The 20,039-nt window shown below is 31.6% G+C and carries 18 protein-coding genes and 1 pseudogene; 10 read left to right on the forward strand and 9 right to left on the reverse strand.

Translation table 11 applies throughout. The annotated features are described in order from the left end of the window. Positions 1 to 25 precede the first annotated feature (25 nt). Positions 26 to 721 (forward strand): hypothetical protein, encoded by a 696-nt coding sequence (locus BUC31_RS08870; RefSeq protein ID WP_073243156.1) that lies wholly within the window; start codon positions 26 to 28, stop codon positions 719 to 721. A 75-nt stretch (positions 722 to 796) separates the two neighbouring features. Here BUC31_RS08870 and BUC31_RS08875 read toward each other — a convergent pair whose 3' ends face one another. The 4 genes from BUC31_RS08875 to ftsH all read right to left on the reverse strand — a co-directional run bounded on the left by BUC31_RS08875 (position 797) and on the right by ftsH (position 7,746). Next, complete coding sequence (locus BUC31_RS08875; protein ID WP_073243157.1) at positions 797 to 2,164, reverse strand: PAS domain-containing sensor histidine kinase; 1,368 nt, start codon at positions 2,162 to 2,164, stop codon at positions 797 to 799. Further along, complete coding sequence (locus tag BUC31_RS08880; RefSeq protein ID WP_084134977.1) at positions 2,145 to 5,189, reverse strand: CheR family methyltransferase; 3,045 nt, start codon at positions 5,187 to 5,189, stop codon at positions 2,145 to 2,147. The genes BUC31_RS08875 and BUC31_RS08880 overlap by 20 nt, the downstream gene beginning before the upstream one ends. Before the next feature lie 139 nt (positions 5,190 to 5,328). Further along, on the reverse strand, positions 5,329 to 5,721 hold the full coding sequence (locus BUC31_RS08885) for a hypothetical protein (RefSeq protein ID WP_073243161.1): 393 nt from the start codon (positions 5,719 to 5,721) through the stop codon (positions 5,329 to 5,331). A gap of 66 nt (positions 5,722 to 5,787) precedes the next feature. Then, positions 5,788 to 7,746, reverse strand: coding sequence for an ATP-dependent zinc metalloprotease FtsH (gene ftsH, locus BUC31_RS08890; RefSeq protein WP_073243163.1), 1,959 nt, complete (start codon positions 7,744 to 7,746; stop codon positions 5,788 to 5,790). 134 nt (positions 7,747 to 7,880) lie between these two features. On the opposite strand from ftsH, the gene BUC31_RS08895 reads away from it, so the two are divergent. After that, positions 7,881 to 8,285 carry a hypothetical protein gene (locus BUC31_RS08895; protein WP_244534026.1) on the forward strand — a complete coding sequence of 135 codons (405 nt, stop codon included), beginning with the start codon at positions 7,881 to 7,883 and terminating at the stop codon, positions 8,283 to 8,285. Positions 8,286 to 8,303: 18 nt separating this feature from the next. After that, positions 8,304 to 8,786, forward strand: a complete 483-nt coding sequence (locus BUC31_RS08900; RefSeq protein WP_073243165.1) for a hypothetical protein — start codon at positions 8,304 to 8,306, stop codon at positions 8,784 to 8,786. Positions 8,787 to 8,825: 39 nt separating this feature from the next. On the opposite strand, the gene BUC31_RS08905 is transcribed toward BUC31_RS08900, so the two are convergent. Then, complete coding sequence (locus tag BUC31_RS08905) at positions 8,826 to 9,632, reverse strand: universal stress protein (RefSeq protein ID WP_073243167.1); 807 nt, start codon at positions 9,630 to 9,632, stop codon at positions 8,826 to 8,828. 188 nt (positions 9,633 to 9,820) lie between these two features. Between BUC31_RS08905 and BUC31_RS08910 the strand changes: the two genes are divergently transcribed. From BUC31_RS08910 to BUC31_RS08920, 3 genes and pseudogenes are all read left to right on the forward strand, one after another. Further along, a complete protein-coding gene (locus tag BUC31_RS08910) occupies positions 9,821 to 10,186 on the forward strand; it encodes a VOC family protein (RefSeq protein ID WP_073243169.1) in 366 nt (121 codons plus the stop codon). A 174-nt stretch (positions 10,187 to 10,360) separates the two neighbouring features. After that, entirely contained in the window at positions 10,361 to 11,056 is a 696-nt protein-coding gene (locus BUC31_RS08915; RefSeq protein ID WP_073243171.1) for a hypothetical protein, read from the forward strand. A 145-nt stretch (positions 11,057 to 11,201) separates the two neighbouring features. Then, positions 11,202 to 12,218, forward strand: a pseudogene (locus BUC31_RS08920) (AI-2E family transporter); the annotation flags it as partial. 10 nt (positions 12,219 to 12,228) lie between these two features. On the opposite strand, the gene BUC31_RS08925 reads toward BUC31_RS08920, so the two are convergent. Both BUC31_RS08925 and BUC31_RS08930 read right to left on the reverse strand, forming a co-directional pair. Next, entirely contained in the window at positions 12,229 to 12,894 is a 666-nt protein-coding gene (locus tag BUC31_RS08925; RefSeq protein WP_073243175.1) for a hypothetical protein, read from the reverse strand. An 867-nt stretch (positions 12,895 to 13,761) separates the two neighbouring features. Next, complete coding sequence (locus BUC31_RS08930) at positions 13,762 to 14,808, reverse strand: S1C family serine protease (RefSeq protein ID WP_073243177.1); 1,047 nt, start codon at positions 14,806 to 14,808, stop codon at positions 13,762 to 13,764. Positions 14,809 to 15,144: 336 nt separating this feature from the next. Between BUC31_RS08930 and BUC31_RS08935 the strand changes: the two genes are divergently transcribed. The 4 genes from BUC31_RS08935 to BUC31_RS08950 all read left to right on the forward strand — a co-directional run bounded on the left by BUC31_RS08935 (position 15,145) and on the right by BUC31_RS08950 (position 18,450). Continuing rightward, on the forward strand, positions 15,145 to 15,531 hold the full coding sequence (locus BUC31_RS08935; protein ID WP_073243179.1) for a response regulator: 387 nt from the start codon (positions 15,145 to 15,147) through the stop codon (positions 15,529 to 15,531). Between the two features lie 115 nt (positions 15,532 to 15,646). Next, complete coding sequence (locus tag BUC31_RS08940; protein WP_073243181.1) at positions 15,647 to 16,819, forward strand: baeRF7 domain-containing protein; 1,173 nt, start codon at positions 15,647 to 15,649, stop codon at positions 16,817 to 16,819. 119 nt (positions 16,820 to 16,938) lie between these two features. After that, entirely contained in the window at positions 16,939 to 17,631 is a 693-nt protein-coding gene (locus BUC31_RS08945) for a LytR/AlgR family response regulator transcription factor (RefSeq protein ID WP_073243183.1), read from the forward strand. 180 nt (positions 17,632 to 17,811) lie between these two features. Next, on the forward strand, positions 17,812 to 18,450 hold the full coding sequence (locus BUC31_RS08950; RefSeq protein ID WP_073243185.1) for a class I SAM-dependent methyltransferase: 639 nt from the start codon (positions 17,812 to 17,814) through the stop codon (positions 18,448 to 18,450). 51 nt (positions 18,451 to 18,501) lie between these two features. Here BUC31_RS08950 and BUC31_RS08955 read toward each other — a convergent pair whose 3' ends face one another. Both BUC31_RS08955 and BUC31_RS08960 read right to left on the reverse strand, forming a co-directional pair. Then, positions 18,502 to 19,143, reverse strand: a complete 642-nt coding sequence (locus tag BUC31_RS08955) for a phosphoribosyltransferase (RefSeq protein ID WP_073243187.1) — start codon at positions 19,141 to 19,143, stop codon at positions 18,502 to 18,504. Positions 19,144 to 19,160: 17 nt separating this feature from the next. Continuing rightward, positions 19,161 to 19,802, reverse strand: a complete 642-nt coding sequence (locus tag BUC31_RS08960; RefSeq protein WP_073243189.1) for a dienelactone hydrolase family protein — start codon at positions 19,800 to 19,802, stop codon at positions 19,161 to 19,163. Between the last annotated feature and the right edge of the window lie 237 nt (positions 19,803 to 20,039).

The following is a 20,039-nucleotide window of genomic DNA, read 5'->3' on the forward strand; positions in this document are numbered from 1 at the left end:
AACTTTTTAACTTAAAAATCGATAAATGAAAAAGGGGTTAAATTATAGTCTAGGTATCATTTTTGTAATAATGATTTTAGGTTCTTGTCAGCCTTCAGTAGTTTTTGGCGATCCACAACCTGTTACTGTTGATCCACTGACAAATATTCCCGATATTTATAGGGGAATATACTGGTGCAATGTAGATAGTGCTTCTTTATATGTGGATGATAAAGCTTTTGTAAGGCGTAAGGAGTTTTTGATAAAAACAACACTGCAAGAAATAGAGACAGATCCTGATTTGGATTTAGTGAATGAGCAACTATATGTAAATGATTGGGAAGGTTACTTTCCTGTTACTGAATTTGGCGATAGCATAACTTCTCAAATAATACTACGCGATACTATTTTTGCAATAAGTGATAAACAGCTTGTAAAAACTTTTAGAGGTCATCTTGTTTTAAATTATAAATTGAACAATGATACTTGGGAAGTTTTAGTTGTTTCTCAAAGTAGTGATGGGTTATTGACAATTTCAAAAGCGACAATACCAGAAGACTTAGCAAAATTAGATTCTATTACTACTATTAATTTTCTAAAAGACTCAGAAAGAACTCAAACTCAAATTTACTTGAAACCTACAGCCAAAGAGTTCGCAAGAATTTATAATGATGGCTTACTTTTTTCTAAATCATGTACTTATTACGAAAGAATTTTTCCTTTGAAAGAGATTATTGATTAATAATATACTAATCTATTCTAAATCAATAAATGAATATTTTTTTATATTATTAGATTCTATAAATAAATGAGAGTGTTAAAATAAAGGTGGATTTCTTTCTGGTAATTGTATTTTAAACGTACTGCCCTTATTTAAGGCGCTCACATATTCAATACTACCACCTAGGAGTTCTACATATCTTTTTACAATACTTAAACCCAAACCTGTTCCTTGAAAGTCTCTAACATTTTCAGCTCTAAAAAACCGTTTAAAAAGGTTTTTTTGGTCTTCTTGAGGTATACCAATTCCTTTATCTTTAACAAAGATGGTTAATTCACCATTATTATTTATAGTATTTAAAACCACATCTGTTTCTGAGTATTTTATAGCATTGGTTAAGAGGTTAACCAATATATTATGAAGTATTTTTTGATTCTGAAATGTAGAAGGGTTTCCTTCGTGCGAATATAAAATTTGCTGTTCTGGTTTAAGAATGCTGTCCATTTCTTCGGTTAGTAACCTTATAAATTCAAACATGTCAAAAGTTTCTTTCTTTACCCTTACAATACCCTTTTCTAATTTTTCTAGTGAAAGAAAATCATCCAATATTGAGGTAAAGTTTGTAGTGGCTAATTTAATACGTTGAATATGCTTGTCTAGTTTATTGTAATCTCCAATATTTATAAATTTCTCCATTAGAATTACTGATGACATAATAATTGTTACAGGAGTGCGTAGTTCGTGTGAAGCAATAGAGATAAAGGCGCTTTTCATTTCGTTAATATCTTTTTCAGATTCAAGTGCCTCGCTCAACTCTTTGGTCCTCTCCAAAACTACTTTCTCTAGTTCTAAATTGTATTTTTCAATTTTTATGTTTTCTTTCTCTAGGTCTTCATGCCGCACTTGCAAAATTTCCATATTTCTAATTTCAGTAATATCATGCATGGCAATACGACAAAAACGATTATTATCATTAGGGTTGGTATCAACTGTACCGCTTAATTGAGCGTTAAAGTTAGTATTGTCTTTTCTGTGTATTATAAATTCAATATTTTCTAAAATGCCTGTGCTAAAAGCCCGCCTTAGATTAAGAAAAAATGAATTTGCATCACCAATCATTAAATATGCTGAAAATGGTTTGCCTTTTAGTTGTAAACGATCCACACCTAGCATATGACAAGCAGTAAGATTTATGTTTACAATAGTACCTTTCTCATCTATAATTAGATAGCCTACTGGGGCAAAGTCAAAGAGATCAGAATATTCGTCTCTTGATTTTTCTAGCAGTTGTTGGGTTTCGCGTAATTCTTGATTCTGCATTTCAAGTTCAACTTGATGTACTTCAAGTTCATGCACTAAACTTTTAACCTTATCCATAGTTAAGTCTAAAGGAGATAGAGGTGTACTTTTAACCTCTGCTTCCGCCTTTTGTCGTAACGCTTTATTAACTGGATTTAGGGCCATTATTTGAATTTTTTTTAAGTTTTGCTATATTTTTTTCAGCTTCATGCAATTCTGTTATGTCAATTAGGGTACAAGCAATTCCTTCTACGGTATTATTCTTTAATATTGGTCTAATCATTACATCATATAGATAAGCGGTATTGCCAATATTTAGAGATACATTTTTGCGAATGGTCTTTTTATTTTTGATAACCTCCAGTTTCAATTCTTCTAACCTAGCTGTATCTTCTTTAGAGTAAAAATCACTGTCTTTCTTTCCAATCATTTTTACAAATTGAAAATTAGGTTGAATATTACCAATTGTGGTATAGACTAAATTTTTGTCTTGGGTATAGACAATGGTTCTTGACATCTCTAATAAATGCTCATAATTTTCCTTGGCAGTTTTTAGCTCATTGGTCAATTGTTTTTCATTGGTTATATCAACAAAAGTAATTACTACCCCTTCGATCATGTTCTCAGAGGTGCGGTAGGGTAAAATTTGCATTTTGTACCATATGCCATCGCCACTTTTAACAGATGTGGTAATTGGGGTAAGTTTATTCAATACCTTTTCTACATCATTACTAAGGCCATCGTAGATTAGGTTCGATGATAAATGATTTATAGGGCGCCCTATATCTGTTTGTATCAGATTAATGATTTTAGTCATCGGCGGGGTAAACCGTTTAATTTTCAATTGGGCATCAAGAAAAATAGTACCTATTTCAGTACTTGCCAATAAATTGTTCATGTCATCATATGCTTGGGCCAGTTCATCTATTTTCGATGAAAGCTCTGTATTCATAGTAACAATTTCTTCATTTACGCTTTGTAATTCTTCTTTTGAGGTTTCAAGTTCTTCATTTGTACTTTGTAGTTCTTCATTACTTGACTGTAATTCTTCATTACTTGATTTTAACTCCTCGTTAGAGACTTCTAATTCTTCAATGGTAGAACGTAAATATTCTTTAGTAGCGATTAGTTCTTGTTCTAATGCAAACATTTCAGACACTTCATGTGTTTGAGCAGGCTTAACTTCTATAGTTGTTGCCTCAATTTGTTCCATTTCTTCAAAAGTTATCATATAATAACCTTCATAGTTTTTGGGCGATTCAAATGGTCTTATTTTAAGGATAATTGTTTCGAATTTTCCGTTCGTTTTTACATTTACCCCTTTACGAACTTCTGTTTTTTTACTTTTTCTGGCCTTTACTATTAGTGCACGCAGATCGGTCTTGAGCCCTTCACGCGCCATCTCAACAATATTTAATTTAGCCTCGCCTGGTGACGGTTGTAGATATTTACCCGTATTACCAGAGAAATATACAGCATCACCCTCATTATTAATAATAGTGCAGGCTGGTGCATATGTAGCCAAAAGAAGTCGTTCGGTTATACCTGATAAATTTTCACGTGGTTGTATTTTTATAGGGATTGAATTTTCTGTATTAATTTGAATAGGCTCATGAAATAGTTGAGTTATATCGGGTATTTTTTTAGTAATGACATCTTTGTGTTTGAAAATTTTATTTTTTCGGTCTATAACAGAATACAGGTTGGCAAATTCTCCTAAAGATTCTGAATTTCCTAAAAATAGCAAAGCACCTGTGTTCAATGCATAATGAAAAATAGTGTATACCCTTTTTTGAGCCTCTAAATTTAGATAGATCAAGAGGTTTCTACAACTTACCAAGTCTTGTTTAGAAAAAGGAGGGTCTTTTATTAGATTATGTTCCGCAAAAATAATTTGATCGCGAATTTCTTTTTTAATTCTATAGGTAGATTTTTCTCCTTGAAAATAACGTGAAAGACGTTCTGCACCTACATCTACAGCAATAGTTTCAGGATATACACCTTGTCTGGCCAAACCTATTGCATTAACGTCTAAATCTGATGCGAATATTTGAACTTTAAGTTTTTTGGTTCCTTTTCGTATTTCTTCATCAAAAAGTATAGCTAGTGAATAAGCTTCTTCGCCTGTTGAACAACCTGCTACCCAAATACGAATAGTTTCGCCATCTTTCTTTTTATCTAATATCTCAGTAATTATAGCTTTTCGTAAAGCCTCAAATGCTTCTGGATCACGAAAAAAACCAGTAACCCCTATAAGTAGTTCATTAAAAAGTTTTAATACTTCATCACGTTCTTTTTGTAGATACTTAACATAATTTTCTAGCTTATCTATTTGATTTAGAGCCATTCGTTTATCAATTCTACGAATAACAGTACTGCTTTTATAATCCCCAAAATTACATCCTGTCTCGTTTCGTAATAAAATGAAAACTTTTTCTAAATGTTCTTTTGCTGAATCAAAATTGGAATTTTTTTTATTCGTACCGAATTTTCGATTCTTTGCGTATTGTAATAATTTTTGAGGTATATCTTTTACAGGTAGTATAAAGTCGTGGGCATTAGCTGCGATTACACTTCGTGGCATACCATCATATTTTGCGCTTTTTGGTTCTTGCACAATGGCGAGGCCACCTTGATTTTTGATGTTTTTTAAACCTAATGTACCTTCGGTACCAGTGCCAGATAGTACAATGCCAATGGCTTTATCCATTTGATCTTCTGCCAATGAACGAAAGAAATAATCGATAGGCTTTCGAAATCCACGTGCTTGGGTGGGATCCATAAGGTGTAAAATACCATTAAAAATTGCCATGTCTTTATTGGGCGGAATAACATAGATATGGTTAGGTAGTACTTTGGTATGTTCAACAACTTCAGATATTTTCATCTGGGTATGTTTTTCTATTAAATCTACCATTAGACTTTTGTGGGTAGGATCTAAGTGTTGCACTAGAACGAATGCCATGCCTGAATTTTCTGGCATGATTTCAAAAAAATCATTGAAAGTCTCTAGACCACCAGCCGACGCTCCCATACCAACAATTAAAAAATTGTTTTCAGAATTTTCATTGGTACTCTTTTTTAATGGAGCATTTGTTTTACTACTCTTTGGAATGGGTGCATTTTTCTTGGCCATAATCTCTTTAACTATACCTTTATTGATGGTTACCAAATATAAGCAAAAGCACATACTTGATTCAATTTTGGTTACTTACAAGGTATATTTAAAAAGCGAAATGTTTAATGATAAAAATCATTTAACAAAAGTATAAATAGGTCAATTTTAATTTTCTGATTAACCTATTTATTACAAAGTTAACAGTCTTCTATTACATATATTTTGAAAGAAATTTAAAAAATTCTTTTTTTAAATCAGCATAGATTTGTCGTTGGGTTTCCATTTGATTTCTAAATTCTAAATGTTTTTTTGTTAGCACAGTGTCCATTGATTCTTGACCTGTTTTTGACTGACCTGCAATACGAGTTTCATGCTTTTCTATAGTTTCTTGAAGTTTATCGATTATGCCTTCATGAAGTATAAATTCATTTTGGTAATGTTCTAACTGGGCTAAAACTTCTTTGTTTGTCCAACGTTTAATTAATTCGCTTAATCTATTCTTGAAAGATTTTAACTCATCTTCCCAAAAAGCAAGTTCACTATGCCATTGTTTGTGTTCAAAATGTAAATCTTCATTGCTAAGTACTTCGTTTATTGTTTTCATATCATTAGTATTTAAATTAGTTCTCTAGTTCTTATATTGATTTTAATTCTTTTATGATTTCATTTGTTATTGTTGCTTTTCCACTAATTCTTTTAATTCTCGTTTGCCAAGCAAATGTTCTAAACTATCTTTTTCTACCACTTCTTGTTTTAATAAGAGTTTGGCTAGTTTTTCAAGTTTAACTCTATGCTTTACTAATAAATTTTTTGTTCTCTCGTAGGCAGTAGTAATTAATTCTTGTACTTCTTTATCTATAAGTTTTGCCATTTCTTCACTATATGGTTTGCTTAGTATATGTTCGTTTTGCCCAGTAGAATCGTAAAAACTAATGGGTCCTATTTCTTTATCCAAACCATAATAGGCAACCATTGCATAGGCTTGCTTAGTTACTTTTTCTAGATCGTCTAAAGCACCTGTAGATATTTCGTCAAAAATGATTTCTTCTGCTACTCGTCCGCCTAACGATGCACAAATTTGATCCATGAATTGTGCTTTGGTTACTATTTGGCGCTCTTCGGGTAAATACCATGCAGCGCCTAAAGATTTTCCTCGTGGTATTATAGAAACCTTAAACAAAGAATCTACATGCTTTAAATACCAACTAGCAACGGCATGACCAGCTTCGTGATAGGCTACTATTTCTTTTTCTTTGGCCGAAATAATCTTGCTTTTTCGCTCTAATCCTCCAATTACACGATCTCTTGCTTCCATAAAATCTGCATGTTCTACTTCTTTTTTGTTCTTTCTGGCTGCAATTAAGGCTGCTTCATTGCAGATATTGGCAATATCAGCACCAGAAAAACCAGGGCTCAGTTTGGCAAGTAATGAACTATCAACATTTTTTGATAGTTTTAAAGGGCGTAGATGTACACCAAAAATTTCTTCTCGTTCTTCTTTTGTTGGTAGTTCTAAGTAAATATGGCGATCAAAGCGGCCGGGTCGTAAAAGTGCCTTGTCTAAAACATCGGGCCGATTAGTTGCCGCCAATACGATAACTCCGGTGTTTTTTCCAAAACCATCAAGTTCTGTAAGCAATTGATTTAAGGTACTTTCTCTTTCGTCATTGGCTTGAAAGGCATTTATTTTTCCACGAGAACGGCCAACGGCATCAATTTCGTCGATAAAAACAATGCTTGGGGCTTTTTCCTTTGCCTTTTTAAACAGGTCGCGAACACGTGAAGCACCGACCCCAACGAACATTTCTACAAACTCAGAACCAGAAATGGAGAAAAAAGGCACCTTGGCTTCACCTGCCACTGCTTTTGCCATTAATGTTTTTCCTGTTCCGGGAGGGCCAACTAGCATTACCCCTTTTGGAATTTTAGCCCCTAGTTTGGTATACCTTTCTGGGTTTTTTAGAAAATCGACAACCTCCATTACTTCGGCTTTAGCTTCTTTAAGACCGGCTATGTCATTAAAGGTAAAACTACTTTTGGTGTCTTTCTCTGTTAAGGTAGCGGTAGATTTTCCAAAATTAAATAATGTACCACTTGCAGAATTTCCACTTCCTAGTCTTCTTAGTAGATAGATCCAGAAAAAAATAATGAAGACAAGTGGCAATAACCATGCTAGTATATTTGTCCAAGAAGTTTGGCTATTATATTTTACATCAATTAATTCTTCTTTAGAAAAATCTTGTTGGGCCTGTTGTAATTTATTTTCAAAAGTTTCTACAGACCCTATGTTCATTCTAAAGTGTGGACCCATTTTGTTATTAAAGAACCCATCGGTAATCCATTTATACTTTTCTTTTTCAAAAAGCTCGGGTTTAATATAAATATCGGCAATCTCTTTATTGATTACTACAATCTTTTCTACATCATGTTCTGCTAAAATTTCTTGCTCAAAAGTTGACCATCCTATTTCTTTAGTTTTATTTGTACTTGAGACAGTTATGTAAAAAACAATCATTAAAATAAACAACATGATGTAGAACCAGCTATAGCCATAGCTGCCATATGGTGGCGTTCTATTTCTATTTTTGTTATGTATATTCTTATCTTCTGTATTATTCGAATTTTTCATTCCTTATAGAATATTGCTCCTTAACTAACTCATCTTGGGTTCAAAACTATTTCAATAGAATTAGGCATAAAATGATTCAGGTCATTTACAAACTCTTCATAATCGGCTTCTTTTGTTGTATAAAATTCAAAGTGATGGATAGCAACCAAGAGAACAAATCATTAATGTTATTTATAATCGTGTTGATTTTATTATTCTTTGCCAGTTGTGGCCCCGTAGTATTATCAAGTAGAATAGGTGAGCCACCACCACCATGGTTCTATCCAAATCGTTTGGAGGTTGTTAGGTATGTATATTTTCCTGAATACAGTTTTTATTATGACCTCTCTGCCAGAACATATATTTACCTAGATGGTGGTGTATGGGTTAGGCGCAATGTATTACCCACTAAATACCGGCATGTTGATCTAAACAGAGCGCGGTATGAACGTATTCGTAATTATAATGAAGAAAATATTCGTCGATATCATGAAGAAAATAATGCAAATAGAGGTAGAAGCAATAGAACTGCTACTCGCTCAAATTCAAAAAGAAATTAATCCATAAATACGTAAAAAATGAAAACTCAATTAATTTTAATACTGGTATTACTGTTTACTGCGTGTAAGGGTCAAGAAAAAGAACCAATAACCAATGAAATAGAAAAAGATTCGGTTGATGCACCTAAACCTAAACGTACGTGGAATGTTAATAGGGAATATGATGAACAAGGCAATTTAATTAGGTATGATTCGGTATACTCTTATTCATATACTAATATTAAAGGTGATTCTATTAAAGTAAATTTAGATAGTATAATGGGCTCTTTTAGATCTTACTTTAAAGAAAATACACCTTTTGAATGGGAAAATGATTTCTCATTTTTTCCAAAGAACGATTCTCTTTTTATGCAAGATTTTTTCAGGGACGATTATTTCTTTGATCGCTGGGAAAGAAAACCTATAGAAATGGAAGAAATGATGCGAAGAATGGATTCTACAAGAAATGCGTTCTTAAAAAGATTTCATCCAGGACTCATAGAATCTAAAGAAAAAGATTGATTAATCTTAGTTTTTATAAACTACGGCAATCATTAAAAATTATTTTAAGACTGGCATTATCATTATAGGTACTTCAGTCTTAAAAGTCATATTGCGAATAATTGGTTCGTTTATTAGTTTTTTAAAAAAGCTGTGTTCAGTTTTGAGAAAAACGACCATACCAATATTTTTATAGCGTTTTTCTAAATCTTTTAAGGTTGCCGTAACTGAACTCTTTTTCTTGACCTTTATATAACGATGCTTGGTATTCTTTAAGTGTAGATCAAGTAATTCTTTATTTGATTGTTGAACGTTTTCAAGTTCCTTTTTAGAATTTACATATACTATGTTTATTATAGAACCCCATAGCGAAGCTATTTTTATAATTGGGGACAATTCTGCAGGTTTGAACGTATGTTTATAGTCGTTTGCAAAAAGTATATCATCGGGTATATCGTAATCATATTCGCCGGGTACAGCTATAATTGTGCTGCTGTTTATATTCTTTAACACACTTGTGGTAACGCTGCCCATAAATACATCTTGTACGGCAGAAAAACCTGTGGTTCCCATAAAAACGAATTGAATATCTTTTTCTACAATTGTTTTATCTATAGCACCTAAAGCTGTATCAGATACTAGAATACTTTCAAAAGTATGTTTAGCACTTTTTGTAGCTTCTAGTTTTTTATACATTGAATCTAATTCTATACTTGCATCGAATTTGGTTCCTGTTTCAGAAGGTACCAGGTAATATGCATGTAATAGATAAAAAGTGCATGGCTCACGTTCAAAAAGATAAATGGCATAATCAATGGCATTTTGTGAGTTTTTTGAAAAATCTGTGGGTAGTAGTATACTGTGCATCGTCTTCTATTTTTTTAAAAATAACTAGGTCAGTTATAGAAAACCATGATTCTAATCAGCTGGCACTATTTAAAAACTGAGTTATTTTATTAATACAATGTTGAAATGATCTTAATCATTTTAAAAAAAGAAGTTATTCGTCAATTTTATATTCACTTATAAAAATAGTGTCAACTAAAACTTATAGAATGGCTTCAATAATACATTTTAATATTTCTGCAGAAGACGTGCTAAGAGCCAAAAAATTTTATGAAAAGCTATTTGGTTGGAAAATAGAAAAGTTTCCGAAAGGACCAAAGGAATATTATCTAATTGAAACCCTAGCTAAGACCGGAGAAAAAGGAGTAGGAGGCGGTATTGCTAAAAGACAAAAAACAGAACAGCAAATTACCAATTTTATCGAGGTTGATTCAATTGATGAAGCTATTTCAAAAGTTAAGGAACTTGGAGGCGAAATCATTGATTCAAAATCAATAATTGACAATACAGGATTTATAGTAAGGTGTAAGGATACCGAGGGAAATATTTTTGGGTTAATGGAAATGGTGAATTAATAACCAGCCTAGCCACAAAGTATACGTTTATCAAGGAAGTTTGATACAGTTACAGTTCACTGACCTAAGTCATTTTCAACCTTTTTTTATTAGATGTAGTTTTAAAATAATAGGTTGTTACTATATCCTACAACTTAAAGAATTGATATAATGAAATTATAATACTTGACTTATATGGCAAAGACCAAAGATTTAAATACCGACAAACTAGAATATGACTTTCAACAATTTTATAAAGAATTGGAAGATTTTAATTATGATTTAAAAGAATTTATTCACGGTAGTTTAAAGGCTGCAGAAAATCAAGGTCATCTTGATAAAGGCTATTATAAAGCTGATGAAATTCTTGATGAAATCTATATAGAGATTTACGAAAATTATTCTTTAATTACTGATATATCTGAATTTCAACGATTACTTTTTAGAGCGGGAATCAATAAACTAGAAGCGATAAAATCTAAAGAAGTGCCAGATGATATTACCTATCATTCTCTATTAAAGGCTGAATTAAAATCTTTAAATGAAAAATTCACTACAGACGGTGATGGAGATCGTATAATGTTCGAAGAATTAGATGACATATCATACGTTCAAAATAAAGGTTGGTTAGAAAACATTTTCTTATATGAACCATTAGAAAGACAGTTGGTACATAAATTAGGGCTAGAGGAAGCCGCATTGTTATCTATTGAGAAAAGAAAGTTATTATGGGTATTATATTCAACCATACCAGAAAGAAGTAAAACCGTGGTAGAGTTGCTAGTTTTTGGTAATCAAGACTTAAAAACTATCGCTGAAATATTAGATGTGCCACAAGAATTTATTGATAGAATTATATTCAAGGTCAAGGAAAGATTTAGGTTAGTGTAAATTCTAAATCATTTTAACCTATGCAAAAATACACTCTCAATTTAGCTAATATTTTTTATTTTTTATTTTCCATAACGCTATGCGTTTGGATTTTAATTGCCGCCAAGGTGATTATTATACCATTAGTTTTTAGTTTTTTTTTGCCCTAATGTTAAAGCCCATAGTAACTTATTTTGAGAGTAAATTCAGTAATAGAATTTTAGCAATATTTACGTCTTATATTTTAGCTGTTGCGCCTCTGTTTGTTCTAATTTTTTTCTTCTTCAATCAAACTAGAATTCTATTTGGTAAACTACCATCTGTTCAGGGCAGACTTTCTGAAATGATTATCGTGTTTTCAGAATCGTTCGATCAAAAATTCAATCTAGAGGCAGATACAACAGCTAGTTGGATTTCAGAAAATGTTTTGGCCGTTTCTGATTTTTCAATTGATATTATTAGAGGAAGCCTGCAGTCTACTTCAACGGTATTGGCGCACTTGGTGCTAATTGTAGTTATAACTTATTTTATGCTACTTTACAGTACCGCATTCAAAAATTTTCTGTTGGCACAATCTAATAAAGAGAATAGAAATAGGCTTGATCAACTATTCAAAAGTGTCCAGTATTTAGCAAAACGATATATGTTAGGGCAAGGTTTGATCGTTATAATTTTAGGATTATTAATAGGTGGCGGACTTTGGTTGATAGGAGTTCCTTATCCTTTTTTCTGGGGGTTTTTAGCTGGTTTTCTTGAAATCATACCCTATATAGGCACATCTATAGGTGGTGTTTTACCCGTAGTTTATATGTTTATGATTTCGGATAATTTTTGGCAGCCAATTGCAGTCATTGTCCTATATATTATAGTGCAACAATTAGAAGGAAATCTTATTTCACCTAATGTTATGGGAGCCAGTGTTAGAATAAACCCATTATTCGTGATTTTAGGGCTTTTTATAGGGGGTGTTTTATGGGGTATTGCCGGTATGATTTTGGCCTTGCCCATATTAGCGATGTCAAAAGAAATATTCAGAACTTATGATTTGTTCAAACCCTTGAGTTATCTTATGGAAGATGGTTTGTTGCGTAAAAAAGATATTTTTTTAGAACGATTTGATGATGAAAAATATAGGTTTTTTAACCTTTTTTTTAAAGAAGGAAAAGAGAAGAAAAATTTCTGATAAATTAATTTTACATTTTTTCACTGTGTATATCATCGGTTTGCCTTAGCATGCTGTACAAAGCTAAATCTAGGGCTATGAACCACATAATAAATAGCGTAAAGGTAATTTTTTGTACCACAGGTAGTATATGTATAATTATACCAGTTTCATAAATATAATAATTGGCAAGAAAGATAAAAATGCAAACTACGCCTAGTACAAATAGTTTTTTATAGCTTGTTTTATATAGTTCTATACAACAAGTGATAAAAGCAACAAGTCCAAATATACCTGCTATGCGAACAACTATATCATGGTAGTCAAGCACTAAAAATAAAATTGAAAATAAAGATAGATATCCAGATCCACCCATTAATTTTTGGATGTTATTTTTTGTTTTGAATAATTTAGGTAGTAAAGACCAAATAAATAAGATACTTATACATAGTAAGCATAATGCTACAATTGCATATAACCTAGCTTTGTTAGGCTTACCGTTAATGGCATTGAAATCTAAAAGATCGCAAAGATAATTGTGCCAAAAACTAAAACCATTTATATCTGGTTCTAACCAAGATCCTCCAGGATAATGTATGGCAGCAATAACATAGAAAAAAATAAAGAATACAATACCTAATAATGATAAATATAATAGACGAAGCCCATAGGTCTCCAATACTGGCTTAGTCTTCATTGAGCTGGTATTTATATTTGATTCTAAAATAGAAACAGGAGACCTAAGGTCTCCTGTTTCCTTTGAAGTGTTCGTTTTATTCTTTGTGTTACATCTATCCTTAAGTCATCTTATTGCTAAAATGATATAGGGGCGATTTGGACAATTAACAATTCGAACACTTTCCGGTATTTATTAACTTTCGATAATAATACCTTTTCTTAATATCTGTTTTAAAAAGGACCGGAATGCCAGAATATCCGGTCCTTTATTAGATATTGCAATTCTATAAATTTTGAACGCAGACCAAGTAACTATGTATCAACTACATATTCAGTTTGTAATTCTAGTAAAAGAATTATTTGCAATACCATTATATGACTGCTAAGGCATTACTGCTTAGAAGCCTTTTTGTAATTAAATTTTAAAGAAAAAACAGGAAGCCAAAACTTCCTGTTTCTCATAAAGAATAGAATTTGTTGTGGCCTTTTATCAATCTTTTAATTAACCTATTGCTAAGTTGATTCGAAAATTAATATAGATTACTACAGCATCTTTTTCTTTACTATGATCTGTACTATCTTACGATAATCCAAATCAATGCCTTATAATTTTATAAGAAACCAAGTCATCGCAATGACTTGGTTTCTAAGAAGTCGGTATTTTTTTCAAATTACACTTACACTGATCCTTTTTTATGATTATTTCTAAACATATGAAGAATTCAAATGGTCTTTTGAATTTGAAATACTTTCTTCTTTTTGAATTGAACCTTGGTTCCCCCGAGCAAGATTCAAATGATTATTTATTTCAAAGAACTTATTATAATTGATTGAATAATTATAGTGCTAAAATAATACCACAATTACCTTTTTAAAATGACCTAGATCAGTTTGGTGAAAATTTTTCAGTTTTTGGAATTATAAATGTTAAATTCATGATTTTACCTTTTCTTAAGATTTTAGCTTTCAGGGTGTCACCATATTGTAGGTTATGTATAATAGACCAGGCTTTTGTCATATTTTTCTCATTTGTTAATGGTACGTCATTAAAAGATAATAATACATCGCCACCGACAGCTAAATTATCACCATCAATCTGTAGGTAATAATATGATTCTTGTAAGCCTAGGTTGGCTCCTAATGATTGCGGAGCTACTTTTTGTACCATAACACCGGCAATTTGCGGTAAATTAAATATTTCTGCTAATGACCCGGTAATGAAATAAGCCTCAATACCGGTCCAAAGAGGTCTTTCATCACATAGTAGTTCTTTTGCTATGTTGGAAGTTGCGGCAAAAGATATGCCCTGAAAACCTTTAGAATGACTTATAATAAAGCTAGCAATACCTATTACCTCTCCATTCATATTAAATAATGGTCCGCCAGAACTACCCTCGTTTACCGCGGCGTCGGTTTGTAAGAAATCGGTTTTTATGAACCCGCTAGATACTTTTTCGGGAGAATACTTGCCACTTACATAACCCACTGATAAAGAATGTCCTAGACCAAATGGTGAACCAATAACGAAGACTTGGTCTCCTATTTTAACTTTATCCGAATCTGCCAAAGTAACAACTGATAGTGGAGTTTTTTTTAATTCTGTCAATCTAATTAATGCAACATCGGCAGTAGGGTATGAGTATAGGACTTTCGCAGGTACTTCTTCACCATCTGAAAAAACTACTTTAATAATAGCAGCATTTTGTACAATATGTGCAGCAGTCATTATATCACCGTCATTTGAGATGACAAAGCCTGATCCAAGACCTTCTAAGGTCAGCAATGTTTTAAAATTACCTTGGCTATAAATTTCTGGCTGCCATGTTTTAATGAGAACAACAGATGCATTGGCTTCTTCATACAATTTGCTTATGTTTTGAGAAGTTATTTGTTCGGTATAGAATATGAAAAGTAGAATTAGAATTATTTTCATGGCTAGATGTTGTAATTAAGTACTTTAATTTTCAACATTTGATACCTTTTGTTTCAAGAATTTGAAGAACTGCTCTAATCTTAAGATTTTAAGGATATTAAAGTTGAAGTTTAAAAGAAATTAGCAGTAATCTAAGATTAGCGATTTTAGTAAGAAATGATTTAAGTCACTCAGTTGCTGGCGACATCCTTTTTCGAAATTTATAATTGACTAATATTCAATGGAATAAAAAATATTTAACAGGTTTCAATTAATTAATGGTATTATTCCTACCTAATATGTAGTTTTTTTGTATCTTTTTATATCCCCATAAGCTTGAACTTAATAGGTTGTGCTATGATCAGTATTCTTATAATTGAAGATAATAATGATATTCGGGAAAATACTTCTGAACTTTTAGAACTGGAAGGCTACGCTACGCTAACAGCATCCAACGGAAAAATTGGTTTAGAAAAGATTATATCTAATGTTCCAGATTTAATCTTATGTGACCTTCGTATGCCCGAAATGGATGGATTTACCGTATTAAGTCATCTTGGTCATTATCCACATTTAAAAAGAATTCCATTTGTTTTTTTTAGTGCTAAATCTGAAAAATTAGAAATTAAAACTGGTATAGATGCCGGAGCAGACGGCTATTTGGTAAAGCCTTTTGAGCTGGAAGATTTGTTGACCATTATTGAGAAGTGTATAATTAAAGTAAAGAGTTCTTCATTACAATAAATTAGATTTTTTATCTATCCTATTTTTTCAGATTTAATCAGAATTTCTTTATACCTGATTCAAATCATTTAGCTGCTTTGTCGTTTTAGGTACTTTGGTAGAAAATAGATAGAACATGTATACTGCTGAAAAACTACCATTGCCAAAATCTACATTTGAATCTTTAATGGCAAAAAAGACCCTTCATTGTGTTTCCATATACCTTTCAATGGATAAAAAAGGAATGGAACAAAATCTTCACCTAGCTCAAGCTATATTAAAAAATTGTCTAGAAAAGGTGCGCACGGTATTATTACAATATCAATTACACGAAAATGAAGTAGAAGATTATCTTGATCCAATAACACAATTATTAGGTAGAGTGGATTTATGGCGAAACCCATCGGATGGACTGGCTATTTTCTTGAATCCAGATACTGGCTTGCAGTATTTTCAAGTACCACTTTTATTTGAAACACAAACATATGTTGCAAACCATTTTTATCTAAAACCTTTATTACCATTGTACCACAATGACGGTACCTATTACCTACTTGAACTTAGTAGAGATTATGTTAAGCTGTACAAAGCATCACGATATCAATTTAAGGATTTATTTGTTGAAGATTTTGCGCCAAAGCGTTTAGAAGAAGCTGTTGGGTTTGATCATAGACCAAAAGTTTTACAATTTAGAAATGCAAATAATTTGAGTAGCGCAGGGGTGTTTCATGGTCATGGAGAAGGAAAGGATGATGATAAAAAAGAGATGGTGAAATTTTTTAGGGCTTTAGATAAGGGGCTTAAGAAGGCCATTGAAAACCAAAATGCACCATTATTATTAGCCTGTACAGACTATTTGTATAGTATTTATAAAGAGATAAGTACTTATAAAAATGTTTATGATGGGCATTTGGGTGGTGATCCAGAATTTAAGGTGAAGACTTCATTACATCAAGATTCTTGGAATTTAATAGCACCCTATTTTAAAAAATATGAATCTGAAATGATACAAAAATTTAAAGATTTAAGTTATTCGCAAAAAACCTCATACGAAATAGGAGAAATACTTAGAGCAACTTTTCAAGGTACTGTAGAGGTTTTGTTCGTTGAAAATGAAACTGATGTTTTTGGTACGTTCAATTTAAAAACCAATAGAGTAACTGTAGAGAAATCAAAAGATATAAGTAATACTTCTTTAACCAATTTAGCTGCTTTAGAATGCTATAAGCGTGGTGGTAAGGTATTTCTTTTACCTGCTGAACATATGCCAATGAAAAATAGTAATCTAAATGCAATATTTAGGTATTGACCCTTCAACTTAGAACTATTAAATATATATAGGAGAATATTTGGTGACATTGAGATTATTTAAATCAGTGAAATTATTTTTTAATTGATCAAATCTTTTAAGAAACTAAAAATAAAGACATGAAACTAAACTGTATTGTATTGGAGAATTCGATTATACAGCAAAAGATAATGGAGAAAAAGGTTAACTACCATCCTAATTTAGAATTATCTGGTGTGTATAACAACGCGTTAGAAGCTAACCGACATATTAAGAATTCTAATGTTGATTTAATGTTTTTAGATGTAGATATGCCATTGATTTCTGGATTTGATTTTTTAGAATCAATAGAGGATCCTCCGGCAACAATTTTGATGTCAAATAATGCTGATTATGCAGTTAAAGCATTTGAATATAATATTTCTTATTATTTGCTAAAACCTATAACATCAATCAGTTTTAATATTGCGGTCAGAAAGGTCTTAAAACACCATAACCTGATATATCCAAAAAATGGCGAGGGCGAATTTGTATTATTGAAAAGTAATTTAAAAAAAGTAAAAGTTGTATTACGAGATATTATATGGGTGAAGGCAATAGGTGATTATGTGAAAATTGTAACCGATAAGCAAAATTTTGTTGTTCAATTTACTATGAAGCGATTTGAAAAAATGCTACCGGATGACAAATTTTTAAGAATTCATAAATCATATATAGTAAACCTTAGAAGTGTTGATCAGTTTAATGGTAGAAATGTTGAAATAAATGGAAACTCGTTGCCTTTGAGCAGGAGTAAAAAGGAGTTGCTTGAAAATAAATTAATGTTCAGCTGAAAACAAATATATCTTTTATGATATCGTTTTGGATAATTAAAAGAAGAAGGTTTGATAAAATTTGTTTTGAATTGGTTTATCTATTGGTTTGAATTTTTGATGAAAAATATTCATTGTGACTCAGGTCATTTTACCGCTCTTTATTTCTTTCGACTTTTAAGTAATTAATAAACATAAGTTATGATGAATACAGAAATCTTTAATCAGAATGTTGAAGCATATGAGCAATGGTACAAAGATTACCCTCAGGTATTTGAATCAGAACTTTTGGCAATAAAAGAACAGTTACAGAAATTACCAGAGAATCTAAAAGGTATTGAAGTGGGTTTGGGAACAGGTAGATTTTCAGAATCTTTAGGTATAAAAGAAGGTGTAGAGCCATCAAAAGAAATGGCTGCATTGGCTATTAAAAGAGGAGTTTCGGTTTTAAACGGTTATGCCGAACAATTACCTTTTGGAGATTTAAAATTCGATTTTGTTCTCTTTGTTACTGTTTGTCATTTAGATAACATAAAACACGCATTTGCCGAAGCATATAGGGTTCTTAAACCTGCAGGAGCAATTTTAGTCGGTTTTTTGGATAGCGAAAGAAGTGTAGCTCAACAATATCTAGAAAGACGTCATAGAAGTGCTTTTTTTGCAAATGCAAATTTTTATACTGTCAGCAGAATAAAGATCTTATTAAATGAAGCAGGTTTCAAAAAAATGGAATTCAACCAAACACTATTTGGCAATTTAGATGAAATTGAAGATGTTCAAATACCTAAAGAAGGTTTTGGTGAAGGATCTTTTATAGTTGTAAATGCCACTAAAAAATAGCAAATAGTATAACAATTGAGATGATTAGATTATTTAATTGGAAATATTCAATCATATTTCTGAAACTTTTTTAGAATTGAAAGAATCTAATATTTGAATGGCTTTTTGATCGGTTACCTCTTCAAAGTTTTTATAAAATTGCCCTACGGCTCTAAAATTATTGGGTTGTAATATACAAATGACTTCTTCTACTTTTTCTAAATTACTTATTTTATAGATTGCAGATGGAGGTGCTACGGGTATTGCAACAACAATCTTTGAAGGTCTTTGTTTGTGTACCAGCGCTATAGTTGCTAATAAGGTATTACCGGTTGCAATACCATCATCAACAATTATAACTGTCTTATTCTGTAATTTTTTAGGAGAGCGATTTTTATAATATTGTTCGTGTCGCTCTTTTAGTGTTCTACGAATACGTTCGGTCTCTCTTTCAATATAATTATTATCTAAAATATTAGAATTTGAAAGTATTATACTTTCAAGGCTAACTGCTCCAATCGCATATTCTTTATTATTTGGATGACCTATTTTTTTAGTCAGTACCACATCTAATGGCGCATTTAAAAAGGTAGCAACAGATGCTCCAATAGGTAAGCCACCTCTTGGTATTGCCAATACAATTACTTCATCATCTTTGTATTTTGCTAATAGTGTTGCTAATTGATTTCCTGCATCATTTCTATCTTTAAACATTGTTTTGTTTTTTAATTTTATAAATACATAGCAAACCAACTGGCTGATATTTGTGCCACTTCATTTAATTTGCCCAGTTCTTCGAATAAGTGACTTGCATTGGGTATAATTTCTAGTTTTCTTTGACATTGTAATTTCTGATAAGCTTTTTCATTAAGCTCAATAACAACTTCATCATTGCCGCCAACTATTAATAATGTGGCAGCTGTTACTTTATTAATGTCGTTTAAAGCAAGGTCTGGTCGCCCTCCTCTTGAAACTACCGCTCTAATTGTTTTTTCGTAAAATGCAGCAGCCCTTAATGCCGAGGCAGCACCTGTACTTGCTCCAAAATATCCAAGTGATAAATTTTTTGTTTCTTTTTGTTGTTGAACCCATTGGGTTACATCAATAAGGCGTAGGGTTAGTAAATCTATATCAAATCTATTTTTGTAAACACTATCCTCATCTTCTGTCAATAAATCAAAAAGTAAGGTAGCCAAATCATTTTTTTGTAAAACTTCAGCAACTAAATTGTTGCGTGGGCTTAGACGACTACTTCCGCTACCATGAGAAAAAATGACTAAACCAATAGAATTTTTAGGTATAACTAAGTTTCCTTTTAGTATAACACCGTCTATCTGTATATTGACGGCTTCACTTTTATAATCATTTTTCATTTTGTAGATTTTTCACAAAGATTTAAATGTAATGGAAGGACTGAATTATACAAATGACCCAAGTCATTTATACAGTTTTTGGGAGGTTAATTTACAGGGTCAAATAGCTTATTCGATAATTTTAATTTTTAAGTATCTAGAAATTATATCGAATAATTTATGTTCAGTTTATCTCAAAAGCAATGAGTTGAGATAAGAAAAGCATACTGTGCATTGAAATCGGGATTTAAATTTTCA

The organism is Maribacter aquivivus, assembly GCF_900142175.1.
In the GTDB taxonomy this organism is placed as follows: Bacteria; Bacteroidota; Bacteroidia; order Flavobacteriales; family Flavobacteriaceae; genus Maribacter; species Maribacter aquivivus.

Excerpts from the sequence above, each read along its gene's own strand:
- BUC31_RS08870 (WP_073243156.1), top strand. The coding sequence starts at position 26 with ATGAAAAAGGGGTTAAATTATAGTCTAGGTATCATTTTTGTAATAATG.
- BUC31_RS08875 (WP_073243157.1), bottom strand. The coding sequence starts at position 2,164 with ATGGCCCTAAATCCAGTTAATAAAGCGTTACGACAAAAGGCGGAAGCA.
- BUC31_RS08880 (WP_084134977.1), bottom strand. The coding sequence starts at position 5,189 with ATGTGCTTTTGCTTATATTTGGTAACCATCAATAAAGGTATAGTTAAA.
- BUC31_RS08885 (WP_073243161.1), bottom strand. The coding sequence starts at position 5,721 with ATGAAAACAATAAACGAAGTACTTAGCAATGAAGATTTACATTTTGAA.
- ftsH (WP_073243163.1), bottom strand. The coding sequence starts at position 7,746 with ATGAAAAATTCGAATAATACAGAAGATAAGAATATACATAACAAAAAT.
- BUC31_RS08895 (WP_244534026.1), top strand. The coding sequence starts at position 7,881 with ATGGATAGCAACCAAGAGAACAAATCATTAATGTTATTTATAATCGTG.
- BUC31_RS08900 (WP_073243165.1), top strand. The coding sequence starts at position 8,304 with ATGAAAACTCAATTAATTTTAATACTGGTATTACTGTTTACTGCGTGT.
- BUC31_RS08905 (WP_073243167.1), bottom strand. The coding sequence starts at position 9,632 with ATGCACAGTATACTACTACCCACAGATTTTTCAAAAAACTCACAAAAT.
- BUC31_RS08910 (WP_073243169.1), top strand. The coding sequence starts at position 9,821 with ATGGCTTCAATAATACATTTTAATATTTCTGCAGAAGACGTGCTAAGA.
- BUC31_RS08915 (WP_073243171.1), top strand. The coding sequence starts at position 10,361 with ATGGCAAAGACCAAAGATTTAAATACCGACAAACTAGAATATGACTTT.
- BUC31_RS08925 (WP_073243175.1), bottom strand. The coding sequence starts at position 12,894 with ATGAAGACTAAGCCAGTATTGGAGACCTATGGGCTTCGTCTATTATAT.
- BUC31_RS08930 (WP_073243177.1), bottom strand. The coding sequence starts at position 14,808 with ATGAAAATAATTCTAATTCTACTTTTCATATTCTATACCGAACAAATA.
- BUC31_RS08935 (WP_073243179.1), top strand. The coding sequence starts at position 15,145 with ATGATCAGTATTCTTATAATTGAAGATAATAATGATATTCGGGAAAAT.
- BUC31_RS08940 (WP_073243181.1), top strand. The coding sequence starts at position 15,647 with ATGTATACTGCTGAAAAACTACCATTGCCAAAATCTACATTTGAATCT.
- BUC31_RS08945 (WP_073243183.1), top strand. The coding sequence starts at position 16,939 with ATGAAACTAAACTGTATTGTATTGGAGAATTCGATTATACAGCAAAAG.
- BUC31_RS08950 (WP_073243185.1), top strand. The coding sequence starts at position 17,812 with ATGATGAATACAGAAATCTTTAATCAGAATGTTGAAGCATATGAGCAA.
- BUC31_RS08955 (WP_073243187.1), bottom strand. The coding sequence starts at position 19,143 with ATGTTTAAAGATAGAAATGATGCAGGAAATCAATTAGCAACACTATTA.
- BUC31_RS08960 (WP_073243189.1), bottom strand. The coding sequence starts at position 19,802 with ATGAAAAATGATTATAAAAGTGAAGCCGTCAATATACAGATAGACGGT.